The organism is Bacillus sp. FSL R9-9492, assembly GCF_038007365.1.
Taxonomy (GTDB): Bacteria; Bacillota; Bacilli; order Bacillales; family Bacillaceae_G; genus Bacillus_A; species Bacillus_A mycoides.
The window spans coordinates 2,642,674-2,656,661 of sequence record NZ_JBBOXC010000001.1; the positions used below are offsets into that span (position 1 = coordinate 2,642,674).

Sequence of the window (13,988 nt, forward strand, 5' to 3'; positions counted from 1 at the left end):
TCTTTTTAATTTAATTAAAGCGAAAAACAGTCTGACAATCAACTATATTTTTATTCAACTGTTATATGCGTGGATACACTGTTATACAGCATATCCTCTATACTCATTTCAAGAGTAAAAAGGAGGAAGGAAAATGGTCATTTTAAATTATATTTTAGTATGTATTATTTTTGGAACGACATTTTTAACGATAAAAATTGGAATAGAAGCTGGCGCACCACCATTATTTTCAGCTGGAATTCGTTTCTTTTTGGCGGGCCTTATTCTCATTATTATTTTTAAATTAAAGCGAAAGGATATTATGCCCTACTTATTATCGAAACGTATTATATATGCTGGTTTTTGTTTAACATTTATGACATTCGCGACCCTTTACTGGGCTGAACAATATATTTCTTCTGGATTAGCTGCAGTTCTATCTGCAACAGCCCCAATGATGATTTTGCTATTACAATCAAAGAGAAATAAAACAAAATTGCAAAAAGAACAACTTGTTGCTTTAGTTATAGCACTTACAGGAGTTTTGTTTATATCTTTACCTGGCATGCATCAAGAACTTACTTTCATATGGAGTATTGCATGCCTTGTTATATTAGTAGGAGAGTTGTTTTATGGAATAGGTTCTATTCGTTCTAAAGAGATACTTTCAGATTTACCTAACGTATCACCATTTCTCATTAACGGCATTCAAATGTTTTATGGAGGAGTTTTGCTATTAATTGTATCTGTTGTAATGGAACAGCCGAATTTAGCTGTATTAACATCTTGGAATGTACAATGGCCAATTTTATATCTCATATTTGTAGGATCAATCGGTGGGCACGGTTTATATTATTGGCTCTTATCAAAAACAAATCCAATATTTCCATCAACATGGTTGTATGTATCCCCATTAATCGCTGTTATTGTAGGTTATTTTGTATTAGGAGAACCATTAAATCCTGCAATGGGAATTGGAGCTTGTTTAATCTTGATTGGTGTATTTTTAGCGAATCGTTCTACACTTGGAGTTTATTTTAAGCAAGGAAGGTTGTTAAAAAAAGAGATGTAGTTAAAGTTTAATGATGTAGAAAACAGCGAAAAACGTATTCAAACTTTAGAAGGAAAAATAGTTAATTTAGAGAAAGTGATTAACACATTAGAATATAGATTAGGGATAGTAGAATCAAAAACACAGTTGGAGAAATAACCAACTGTGTTTTTATATAGGGTGTATTTTATTTTACACTTAACTAAATCAGTCGCATATTGTTTGGTGGATAAGTGTTATTTTTTTATTACGGTATTGCCCATTGCGATAGAAATTCGATTCCAATTGTTTATTTGATTAATGATTAACACAAGGTCAACATATTGTTTTTCGTCAAAGTGTTCACGTACTCGGTTATATAGATTTTCAGGAACTCTTTTAGTAGGAATGAGAGTAATATGCTCCGATAGTTCCAGAGCAACTTTTTCTTCAGGAGTATAAAAATCACAATCATCCCAAGCATTTAAGCAATAAATTCTTTGCTCGGTTTCACCCAATTTTCGGGCGTCAGAAGTATGCATATCGATACAATAAGCACAGCCGTTAATTTGAGAGACTCTAATTTTTATAAGCTCTCTAACAGCTCGATTAATTGAAGATTTCTTCGTGTATTTCTCCATATCCATCATAATTTTCATACCATCAGGCGAAATGTCATAATAAGACATTCTTTGACTCATAAGACAAAACCTCCGTTATTATAAGTTTTTATAATAAAAACACACTAGGTCGCGATAGGGACTTCTAGTGTGTTTTCATAATTAATTTACTTTTTTAATAAATCCTTTATAATGACGTTTCACAAGCTGACTTTCGAGCGTCTTCATCGTTTCTAATGCTACACCTACGATGATAAGTAAGCTTGTGCCACCGATTTGGGCAGAAGGTGGTAATGTTGCGATTTTCGTGAATACGAGCGGTAATATTGAAATTGCTCCTAAGAAAATCGCACCGATAAATGTTAAACGGTATAAAATTTTTGTTACATACTGTTCTGTAGATTTACCTGGGCGAATACCCGGGACATATCCGTTTTGCTTTTTCAAATTCTCAGCCATTTGTTCAGGGTTTACTTGAATAAATGCATAGAAGTATGTGAAAGCAACGATAAGACCAACATAAAGCGCCATTCCAAACGGATGTGCAAAATCAAGATTCGCAATTAGCCATTTAGATACGCTCGAGTCAGGGAAGAGCTGCGCAATTGTACGCGGCGTCATTAAAAAGGCTGAAGCAAAGATAACAGGAATTACACCTGCACTATTTACTTTAAGAGGTAAATGAGTATTTTTTGCTCCTTGATATTGATTGTTTCCTGAAACAGCTTTTGCATATTGAATCGGTATTTTTCGAACAGCTTGTTGAATGTAAATAACACCAACAACTATCGCTAAAATTACGAGTCCAATTAAAACCATTTTTATTATGTGCATAAATAACTGATCGCCTGCGTTTTGGAATTGTTGCAAATAAATTTGATTAGCGACATTTGGAATCGCCGCAACAAGTCCTGCGAAGATAATCATTGAGATTCCATTACCAACGCCATTAGCGGTAATTTGTTCACCTAACCAAAGTAAAAATGCAGTACCAGCAGTTAAAACTGTCGCAATAAATAAGTATGTAGTCCAGCTTTGATCTGTAATTAATTGTCCACCTGCTATATTATTAAAACCATAAGACATCCCAATGGATTGTATGAATGCGAGAATGATTGTAAAGTATCGAGTAAATTGAGCTGATTTCTTACGGCCCATTTCTCCTTGCTTTGCCCATTCTGTAAATTTAGGTACAACGTCCATTTGTAGTAATTGTACAATGATAGAAGCTGTAATATATGGTGTGATACCTACAGCAAAGATTGAGAAGTGTTGCAGTGCTCCTCCGCCAAATACGTTTAGCATACCTAAAACGTTGGCTTGATCTTGTACTTTTAATACCTCTGCGTTAGTATGAGGAACTGGAATAAACGTGCCAATTCGAAAAACAATTAGCATCGCTAGTGTAAAAAGAATTTTGTTTCTTATCTCAGCTACTCTCATGAAATTTGAAATCGTACGAAACATTATGTCGCCTCCTATATTTTTATCAGTTCAAAACTGATTATTATATCCCGATGAAGTAACCACAAACCTCCTTCCGCATTAAATTCATTTGACAAATGGAATTTTATACATTTTGTAGTTTTCACGGATATAAAAATATAAGGTGTTTACAAGCGATTTATTAACTTTTCGTAATCATTCAATACCCATAATATAACTAATAAATTAACAAATGTACATACATAAGCATTAAAAATGAATGAATAGAGTGATTTTTTACATATATTTAATGCTAGATTGATAATTAGGAACGTTTTATGTAGTTATATTGAAAGGATTCCGTGGAAAGTATTATGATGTAGCTGTAGCGCATAATAACCTCAAGGAAATCTTCAAGGATGTTGAGAGAACTCATACATTTCAGCATGAATTAGAGAACCTACTAAAGAAAGAAAAGATTGGATTGGAATAATAGTGAAGGAAAATCTTTTTTCCATAGAGAATATTTCTAGCGTAGGAATTTAAGTATGTAGGTTCTAGCGAAAGGAGAATTCACATGAATACATTTGTAAATGACAAGTTTTATGAAACGAGAAATCAATTATTTGAGGAAATTACTTTGTTAAGTGATGCTCAATTTAATAGAAAACCAGATAAGGATAAATGGAGTATAGCACAAGTTTGTCATCACTTAGTTTTATTAGATGAGAGAGTTATAACAGTTATTTCGGCAGGATTAAAAAAGATGGATAGTATCCAAAATGAGCGTAAAGAAATTCACGCTATTGTATTAGATAGATCGATAAAATTTATAGCCCCAGAAATGATTGAACCAAGTATAGAAGTATTTGAAGTGCAGCAAATGGTTGATTTGTTAAACAACTCTAGAAAAGAATTGATGCGTTTCCTGAGTACAATAGAAGATGAATCTATATTAGCGAAAAAATCAGTGATGCATCCAGCTCTTGGAGAATTACTCCTTGATCAGTGGATAGAACTGATCTATTTGCATGAACAGCGTCATATAGAACAAATCAAAGAGATAAAATTGCTTTGTGGAGTTGAAAAGTAAAAATCATTATCTATTTATTGAGCGATTTGGGATAGCATCAAGGATTCGAGTGATAAAATACAAGTCCTGATTAAAATTATGATGAATTTAGTTGAAAGCAACCAATAAGCAGAAAAAAATACGAAACTAGCAGATTTTACTCCTGAAGAGGAAACGAACATTTGAAAAAAATCTGAATCCGATTTGCTGTATAAGTGTAACCCCGTCTTAAATGAAGAGCGGGGTTATTATTTTTGGAAGTGATCTCAGTATTTTCATATAGAAGGAAAAAATTAGAAATAAAATCCGAAAATGAGTTGTATGTCCAAAATTTTGAAAGTACGTATACATCTACCGTGGGTTTAGCGCTCTTCACACGTTGGAGGAAAAAGTATTTTATTAGAAAACGATAAAATACTATTCTGTTAGGGGATATATGCATTTTATTCTCTATATTTTCACAGCAAAACCACCTCCAAAATTATCTTTTGTAGTTGAATTTCTCTGAATAATAAGTTACATTTTTAAAGTTCAAGCAACTTTATGACAGTACAAAAAGGGGAGAAATATTGTTATTATGCAAAAAATGAAATGGAAGAACTATGTATGCAATTTTATTATTCTTATGCTTCTTGTAACAGCAGTAACAGTCAAACCAGCTATTTCTAAGGCTGAGGAATCTAATGTTAATATTACATTGTTAGGTACTGCAGATATTCATGGTAGATTTATGCCTTGGGATTATGCGCTTGATGGAGCAAATATGAGTGGAAGTTTGACGCAGCTTTATACGGTTATAAAGAAGGTACGTCAAGAAAATCCAAATACCATATTAGTAGATGCCGGGGATACAATTCAAGGAAACTCAGTAGAATTATTCAACGATAAGCCACAATCGCCAATGATGGTAGCAATGAATACAATGGGATATGACGCCTGGGCATTTGGAAATCATGAATTCAACTTTGGATTAGATACATTGAAAAAAGTTAGTGAGCAATACAAGGGAAAGACGTTAGCAGGAAATATTTATAAGGAAAATGGAGAGCGTTTTCTTCCTGCATATACGATTGTTGAAAAAGGTGGAATTAAAGTCGGGATTATTGGTATGAATACACCAATGATTAGTGATTTTGAAAAAGGGACAGATCATTTGGATGGTTTAGTAGTGAAAAATCCAGTAGAAGAGACAAAAAAGGCTATTAAAGAATTAGAAGATAAAGTAGATGTAATGGTAGGGGTTATGCATATGGGACTAGAAAATGAGAATGGAATCCCAGGTACTGGTGTTCAAGATATTGCGAATGCTTGTCCGGAACTAAGCGCTATTTTTGCGGCTCATATGCATAAACTTGTAAAAAAAGAAGTTGTAAATGGCGTAATTATTACAGAACCAGATAAATACGGAACGCATATTTCACGTATTGACCTTACTTTTACAAAGCAAGATGGGAAGCTTGTTTTAAAAGATAAAACAGCTACCGCTATACCTGTAAAAAATGCTGATGGAACTACAGTATTATCTGATTCTACACTTGAAGAAACACTAACACCTTTTCATGAGTATGCGAGAGGAGATGCAAATGTTGTAGTCGCCCGATTAAAGGGTAGAAACCTTGTTCCTCAAAATGAAATAAAGGGTATTCCAAGTGTGCAGATTCAAGAGACACCTTTATCAGATTTCTTTCATGAAGTCATGCTCCATTACAGTAAGGCGGATGTAGTAGCCCATCAAATTGATAATGATTATGCCCGTTTGGATATAGGTCCTATAAAGAAGAAAGATATTGCTTATAATTATCAATATGCTTTGGGAGAAATTACAGTATATAAGATAACTGGAAAAGATTTAAAAGACTATATGGAATGGGCAGCAGGATATTTTAACTCATCTCGTGCCGGAGATGTAACAGTTAGCTTTGATAAAAACCGTCGTGCGTCTAAATACAGTACGAACGATTTCTTTGGAGGCGTAAAATACGAAATTGACTTAACAAAACCATATGGTAGTAGAATTACAAATTTACGCTCTATTCGTACAAATAAACCAATTAAAATGAGCGATGTTATGACGCTAGGAATGAATGCGTATAGAATGGAGGCTCTTCAGGCAAAAGGGGGAGCTTTAGAGGGACGTAAATTTGAACAAACTTGGTCATCTAAACAAGAGAATGCATTCGGAGAAACAGGTGGAACCATTCGTAACCTTGCTATTACATATTTAAAAGAGGTAAAGAACGGTGTATACACGCCAAAAGTTATGCATAATTGGAAAATTACTGGTGTAGATACACATTCTTCAGAGCATAAGGCTGTAGTTGATCTTGTAAATAAAGGGATTTTAGAAATCCCAAAAACAGAAGATGGAAAATATACAAATATAGCATCTATAAATACTAAAGATTCAATTACAAAAGAAGAGATTGTAGCACTCTCACAAAAAGCTAATATTAATCCAAATCAGTTTAATCATGTAAAAAGAAAAGGTGAATTTTACAAAAAACTTAGTAGGATAATTAAATAAATATAAAAAAGATGGCTCTCGTGCAAAAAACTATTCAACTTGGACATACCATTATCCTAAAAAAGTTTGTGATCGGTATGGAAATATAGAGAATCATCGGTAAAAAATCCCCTGGATCGCTTTAAAAATTCAGGGGGTTTTTCATTTCTCACTATGCATATTTATAATATGCTTTAAAAGAACATACCTTAAGTTAATAACATGCAATAGATACGTCCTTTTCTATATTTAAATGGGGAGAAAAATTTATCTTTAAAAGATATTTTTGACAAGATAAAAAGCCTGAAACTCATATAAGACTTCAGTAGTCTCAAAACGTTCCAATCCATGCAGCTATAGACATAAATAACAAAATTATATTGAAAAATCTAACTTGTATATGCGTTGCCTCACTAAAGTATTTATCTACTATTCTTAAAATAGTAAAGAGTGGTTTTTTATGTTGTTAATAAGATATAAGTGTACTTTGATTAGAATGAATATAGATAATTAACGACTAACCAATTGGATGAGCACTTAAAAGGGCTCATTTTTTATTTTATCGACCACATTTATGTAATTTTGCATAATATTACATAAACTTTGTATTTTCTCTTTTTTTCGACATAAATAGACAGTATACTTTGTACAAGCTTTCTATTTCAAAAATTATACGAGGTGAAAAAATGAAAAACACAAAGACATTAACTAAAGTAGCATTAACAACAGGATTAGCTTTAACAGCTGTGGCACCATACGGAATAGGTCATGCAGAGGAAACAGATCAACTTCAAGTTCAAATTCAGGAGGACTCATTCCGTTCAGGTGAACTTACACAACCGTCACAAAAAACACCAGAGAATGTAGTAAAAGATGCTCTTAAGGAGAAAGCTGAACAAGCTCTTTCTTCAAAGCAAGTCAATGGAGAAACAGGAGTAGATTATAAAGTTCTTCAAAAACGTGGTTCGTATGATGGAACAACACTTGTGCGTATGCAGCAAACATACGAAGGAAAAGAAGTATATGGCCATCAATTAACTGCACACGTAGATAATAAGGGTGTTATTAAAAGTGTTTCAGGCGATAGCGCGCAAAATTTAAAACAAGAAGAATTGAAAAAGCCTATTAATCTATCAAAAGATGAAGCGAAACAATATATTTATACGAAATACGGGAACGATATCAAGTTTATTTCTGAGCCAGAAGTTAAGGAAGTTATTTTTGTTGATGAAAATAATGGACAAGCTAGCAATGCATACCAAGTTACATTTGAAGCGGCAACACCAAACTATGTTTCCGGAACTTATTTAGTAAATGCACAAAATGGTGATATGTTAAAAAATATGGTACAAGAATCTAACTTAAAAGCAAGTGAAAAACTAGTTGGAGCTTTAAAGGAAAGTAAAAAAAGTAGTCTTACATCATTAACTGGAACAGGAAAAGATGATTTAGGTATATCTCGTTCATTTGGTATTTCTAAACAAAGTAGTGGCAAATATGCACTTGCTGATTATACAAGAGGGCAAGGAATTGAAACATATGATGTGAATTACAGAGATATTACTAAAGAAGAAAGCTATTATCCTGGTACATTAGCAACCAGCACTTCAACAACATTTAACGATCCAAAAGCAGTAAGTGCTCATTACTTAGCAACAAAGGTATTTGATTTTTATAAAGATAAATATAAGCGTAATAGTTTTGATAATAAGGGACAAAAGGTAGTTTCAGTTGTACATGCTTGGGATTCTGAAGATACGAACGATCCGAAAAATTGGCAAAATGCATTAAGTGCTAATAATGGAAGTATGCTTGTATATGGCGATCCTATCGTTAAAGCATATGACGTTGCTGGACATGAATTTACACATGCTGTTACTTCTAGCGAATCTAATCTTGAATATTACGGTGAATCTGGTGCGATTAATGAGGCGCTATCTGATATTATGGGAACATCTATTGAGAAATACGTAAATAATGGAAGCTTTAACTGGACAATGGGCGAACAAACTGGATCTGTTTTCCGTGATATGGAAAACCCAGCTTCTGTTCCATCTTCACTTGGAGTACCTTATCCAGATGATTACAGTGAATTTAACGATTTTAATGGATGGGATCAAGGCGGCGTTCATTTTAATTCAAGCATTATTAATAAAGTTGCGTATCTCATTGCAAAAGGTGGAACTCATAACGGAGTAACTGTTAAAGGAATTGGTGAAGATAAAATGTTTGATATTTTCTATTATGCAAATACAGATGAGTTAAACATGACATCTAATTTCAAAGAATTGAAATCAGCATGTATTCGAGTGGCAACTAATAAATATGGGGCGAATACAGCTGAAGTTCAAGCAGTGCAAAAGGCATTTGATGCAGCAAAAATTAAGTAAGTTAGAAATATAGTTTTCATTCATATATTAATACATTATGAAAATCAGCTAATGTCATTTTAAGGATATTAGCTGATTTTTTACGTAGCAATGTATTAGTGAAAATAAAATTACTAAGCAATAATCAGGCATCTATCTTCAATAAGTTACGACAAATATATAAGATTTCAAGGATATAAAAACAGAAAATTAATAATATATTGACCTTTTAATAGTAAGTGCTATAAAATGAAAGCGATAACAAACGATTGCTTTAAAATGATTTCCCTGATCTTTTAGTATTTACAAATATAAGAAGGAATAAACAAATCTATTTTTTTGAGTTTTAATGCAAACGTTTTCGTAAGGGTTGTTTCCATCTTATATTTGATTTTCGTATTAAAAGATCATTGAAATACATACGTGAAAATAGTCAATATGGGGGTGAAGTAAAAGAGATTTCTAGATTAATTTAAACCGTGTTTCGTAGTATGAGCATAATAAATTGTTCGTAATATTTAAAGAAAGGGTGTATGGGGTGCAAATTACAAAAAAATTAATTAACAAATCGTTTTTATTACTTACCATAATCGTTATGTTATCATCTGTTTTCTCTTTTCAGAGTGTGAAGGCAGTTTCAAATTCGAAAACAACTGAAGTTATCATTCATTACAAAGAGAAATCTGGAAATACAAAAGACTGGAATCTTTGGGTATGGGGAGAAAATGCAAACGGTAAATCTTATGAATTTACTGGTGAAGATGAATTTGGAAAATACGCTAAGATAAAAATAGATGGTGACTATAATCGTGTAGGGTTTATAGTTCGTACCAATGAATGGGAAAAAGATGGAGGTGATCACTGGGTTGAAAATATAAGGGATGGTCGTGCTGAAGTATGGATCCTTTCGGGTGATGAAAAAGTATATGATTCTAAGCCTTCTTCTGATCTCTCTATTCAAAAAGCTACTATTGATAGTTTTAATGAAATCACTATAAATACTAATATTCCGTTTAATATTAAGGAACAGAAAATTGAAATTGAAGGCGTTAAAATTAAGGGAATTAGTCCTTATGATAAAAATAGTGGAGATATTACTAATAAGGTTAAAATAATTACGGAACAGAAAATTGATTTAAAACAAACATACAAAGTTAAAATAGCAAACTTAGCTGATGCGAATACTGAAATCGGTAAAGTCATTCGTAGCGAGGAATTTGATAATTTATTTTATTATGGTGGTAATGATTTAGGGAATATATATACTCCGCAACATACAAAGTTCCGTTTATGGGCTCCTACTGCGAGTGAAGCGAAGTTAGTTACATATAAAAAATGGAGCGATAAAATAGGTACTGAAATAAACATGCAACAAGGTGAAAAGGGAACTTGGAAAGCAGAACTTAAAGGGAACCAAAAAGGTCTCTTTTATACGTATAAGGTGAAAATTGGGGATAAGTGGACTGAAGCGGTTGATCCGTATGTGCGTGCTGCTTCTGTAAATGGAGATAAAGGTGCAGTTGTTGATTTAGAAGAAACAAATCCGAAAAAATGGAAAGCAAATAAAAAGCCAAAATTTAAAAATCCGGAAGATGCTATTATTTATGAATTGCATGTACGCGATCTTTCCATTCAACCTGAAAGTGGTATTAAGCAAAAAGGAAAATATTTAGGTGTAACAGAAAAAGGAACAAAAGGGCCTGAAGGTGTAAAAACAGGACTTGATCATATGAAAGATCTTGGTGTTACTCACGTTCAGTTTTTACCGATATTTGATTATGCTTCAGTAAATGAAGAGAATTTAAATGAACCACAATATAACTGGGGATATGACCCGAAAAATTTCAACGTCCCAGAGGGCTCCTATTCTACAAATCCTTTTGAGCCAACTGTTCGAATAACTGAATTAAAGCAAATGATTCAAACATTGCATGATAATAATCTTCGTGTTGTGATGGACGTAGTATATAACCATATGTATAATGCCGCTGAATCAAATTTTCATAAGTTAGTTCCAGGTTACTATTATCGTTATAATGAAGACGGAACATTAGCAAATGGAACTGGAGTAGGGAATGATACCGCTTCAGAACGAAAGATGATGAGAAAATTTATGGTAGATTCCGTCACATACTGGGCAAAAGAATACAATTTAGATGGGTTCCGTTTTGATTTAATGGGTATTCATGATTATGAAACGATGAATGAGATACGTAAAGCTGTTAATCAAATTGATCCTTCTATTATTCTGCATGGAGAAGGCTGGGATTTAAATACACCTCTTGCAGCTGAATTGAAAGCAAATCAAAAAAATGCGGAGAAAATGAAAGGGATTGCTCATTTTAACGATAATATTCGTGATGGATTGAAAGGTAGTGTATTTGAGGAGAAAGAAAATGGTTTTGTAAATGGAAAGGAAAACATGGAAGACCGTATTAAAAAAGGCATTACAGCCGGTATTGACTATGATACAAATTCGTCTACTTATCAAGATCCGGAGCAGGTGCTAACTTATGTGGAAGCACATGACAATCATACTTTATGGGATAAACTTGAGTTGACTAATTCAGGTGACAGTGAAGAAATGCGAAAACAAATGCATAAATTATCTTCTTCTATTTTATTAACATCACAAGGTATTCCATTCTTACATGCAGGACAAGAGTTTATGCGCACAAAATATGGTGATCATAATAGTTATAAATCTCCTGATTCTATTAACCAGATGGATTGGTTACGCCGTGCAGCATTTAATAATGAAGTAGAGTATATGAAGGGCTTAATAGATTTACGCAAAAAATACCCAGCTTTTCGTATGACTTCTGCAGAGCAAATTAAAAAGTATGTAGCTTTTATCGATGTTCCCAAAAATGTTGTAGCTTATACAATAGATGGAAAGGGAAGTGGGAATAAAAGCGAATACTTTATGGTGGCTCACAATGCAAATAGGGAAGCCGTTGACATAACACTTCCATCGAAAGGTCCATGGAAAGTGCTAGTAAACGAGAATCAGGCGGGAAGTAAAACACTTTACGTTGTCCATGACAATAAAATTAAAGTTCCTGCATTAAGTTCACTAGTTTTAAAAACAGAGAAACCGATTAAATAAAAGCAAATAATGTGAAAGTATATACTGAATTGAGCAAATTGAATAGGGATTGCAAATGAAAAAAGCGAAGTGAAGGTTGTTTTCACTTCGCTTTTAAAGTTAAAGTAATATAATTTCACATACTGTAATTATATTACAATTTAATAATGAAAATAGACAAGAGATTATTGCTATTGTAACAGTAGGAGGAGAAGATATCTTTGTATTTATTTATAAAATTATCTGAAGCACATTCTTAATTTATATAATTTTTATTATATATTCGAATATCTAACGGGCTAGATGTTCGAGTTGTATTAATTCCTACAAATCGTTTAAAAAATAGCAAAGATGCAAAAGTATATGGAATTAAAATAGAGAAAAGACACCTTAAATGGTGTCTTTTCTCTATTTTAAATACGATATGTTAGTAACTCACTTGTATGTAATAGTATGTGCATTTTTACACTAACTTCTAAAGAAAAATTTCAAATTCTTTTCTTAATCTATTTGTAATAAATCTCATTAGAAAATTTTATCGCTATAACAAATAAAACTTTCTCAATATTATTTTGTTTAATAACTATTTCCATCTGCTTTCCAATCCATTACAATAATTTCACATTGGAAATACATGAAAATTCTCAATGTTCTAAATGGTTTATACCTTATAGGATTACTATGGGAAAGGATGTGAAATGTCTAATAAAAAATCATTTTTTATGATGAAATAAAAAAATTTAATGAAGAAAAAGTTATTTTATTATTCTCAAGCTTCGTTGAAGTACATGTATTTATAATCACTATGAGACAAGGGGCAGAATCTAAAGATTATTTTTGTAGATTAGAAAATTGTATTTTGAAAATAAGTAAAACATTTATGGAGGGTTATATGAGCGAGCAAATTTATTACTGGTCTCCTATTAAGCATTGGGAGAAGTTGCATAATGAAATTTTGATAGGAGAAACAAGATTTGCAGGCGTTCTGTCTGAATGGTTTCCTGAGTTTTATTTTTTGACTCAAAAAGGTGTGAAAATTAGTGAACTAGTAGAGCACTTTTCGTTAGGAAATGTAGAAGAGACACAAAAAACAATAGAGCTTATGATAAAAAATCGTGTGTTAGTAAGTAACATATTACCCCCAAGAGAAGTATTTTCCACACAAGAAAAGATTTTTCCGAATCCATATAGCAACCAGATTCGCTTTTCTAAAGAAGATTTAGATAAGTATATGAGTCAACAATTGAATCGAACACACCATGCTGTGCGGTCAACCGAAATTCAACTTGAAACAACAAATGAGTTACCCACTATAATCAAGGAACGTAGGTCTTGTCGCCAATTTGATATGAAAAAACATATTAGTTTTTTAGAATTTTCCCAATTCATATCAACTCTAAAACAGGTTAGGAAAGAAAATATATACTATCATTACGCAAGTGCAGGCGGACTCTACCCTATTGATATCTTTATTTATATAAAACCAAAACGTATAGAAGGTATGAAAGCTGGGTTTTATTATTATAACCCATCAAAAAACTGTCTTGTTATTGTAAATAATATTGATCAAGTAATCAAAAGTGATCATGAGTCAATTAACCAAGATTTATTTACTCAGTCTGCCTTTTCAGTTTATTTGGTTTATAATGCGAACGCTTCCATCCCGAAATACGGTTCAGATGGATATTTATTTGCTTGTATTGAGTCTGGTATTATCACTGCTACCTTAAATATGGTGGCTGAGACATTGAATTTAGGCGTTTGTTCAGTTGGTCATATGAAATTTGAAAAGATTCAGCAATTTTTATGTTTGGATAACCATCAAGTATTTCTCCATGGGCTTGAAGTTGGCTTGAAAATTAACGAATAGATGAAATGAATATTAGGGGGATAAAGATAAAA

General features: G+C 32.5%; 8 protein-coding genes. 6 read left to right on the forward strand and 2 right to left on the reverse strand.

Annotation, left to right across the window (positions count from 1 at the left end; translation table 11 throughout):
• Window positions 1-133: 133 nt before the first annotated feature.
• Entirely contained in the window at window positions 134-1,051 is a 918-nt protein-coding gene (locus MKY70_RS13430; RefSeq protein ID WP_044442047.1) for a DMT family transporter, read from the forward strand.
• A 215-nt stretch (window positions 1,052-1,266) separates the two neighbouring features.
• Here MKY70_RS13430 and MKY70_RS13435 read toward each other — a convergent pair whose 3' ends face one another.
• Together MKY70_RS13435 and secY are read right to left on the reverse strand one after the other, a co-directional pair.
• A complete protein-coding gene (locus MKY70_RS13435; RefSeq protein ID WP_002189701.1) occupies window positions 1,267-1,710 on the reverse strand; it encodes a carboxymuconolactone decarboxylase family protein in 444 nt (147 codons plus the stop codon).
• Between the two features lie 81 nt (window positions 1,711-1,791).
• Entirely contained in the window at window positions 1,792-3,096 is a 1,305-nt protein-coding gene (gene secY, locus MKY70_RS13440) for a preprotein translocase subunit SecY (protein ID WP_002141891.1), read from the reverse strand.
• A gap of 535 nt (window positions 3,097-3,631) precedes the next feature.
• On the opposite strand from secY, the gene MKY70_RS13445 reads away from it, so the two are divergent.
• The 5 genes from MKY70_RS13445 (at window position 3,632) to MKY70_RS13465 (ending at window position 13,956) form a co-directional block, all read left to right on the forward strand.
• Window positions 3,632-4,147 (forward strand): DinB family protein, encoded by a 516-nt coding sequence (locus tag MKY70_RS13445; protein WP_341024602.1) that lies wholly within the window; start codon window positions 3,632-3,634, stop codon window positions 4,145-4,147.
• Window positions 4,148-4,703: 556 nt separating this feature from the next.
• Window positions 4,704-6,650, forward strand: coding sequence for a bifunctional metallophosphatase/5'-nucleotidase (locus tag MKY70_RS13450; protein WP_341024603.1), 1,947 nt, complete (start codon window positions 4,704-4,706; stop codon window positions 6,648-6,650).
• Window positions 6,651-7,315: 665 nt separating this feature from the next.
• Entirely contained in the window at window positions 7,316-9,019 is a 1,704-nt protein-coding gene (locus MKY70_RS13455) for a M4 family metallopeptidase (protein WP_341024605.1), read from the forward strand.
• Window positions 9,020-9,536: 517 nt separating this feature from the next.
• The gene (pulA, locus tag MKY70_RS13460) at window positions 9,537-12,107 is read left to right on the forward strand and encodes a type I pullulanase (protein ID WP_088033795.1); all 2,571 of its coding nucleotides are present in this window, start codon (window positions 9,537-9,539) and stop codon (window positions 12,105-12,107) included.
• Between the two features lie 871 nt (window positions 12,108-12,978).
• Window positions 12,979-13,956 carry a SagB/ThcOx family dehydrogenase gene (locus MKY70_RS13465; RefSeq protein ID WP_140152403.1) on the forward strand — a complete coding sequence of 326 codons (978 nt, stop codon included), beginning with the start codon at window positions 12,979-12,981 and terminating at the stop codon, window positions 13,954-13,956.
• Window positions 13,957-13,988 lie beyond the last annotated feature (32 nt).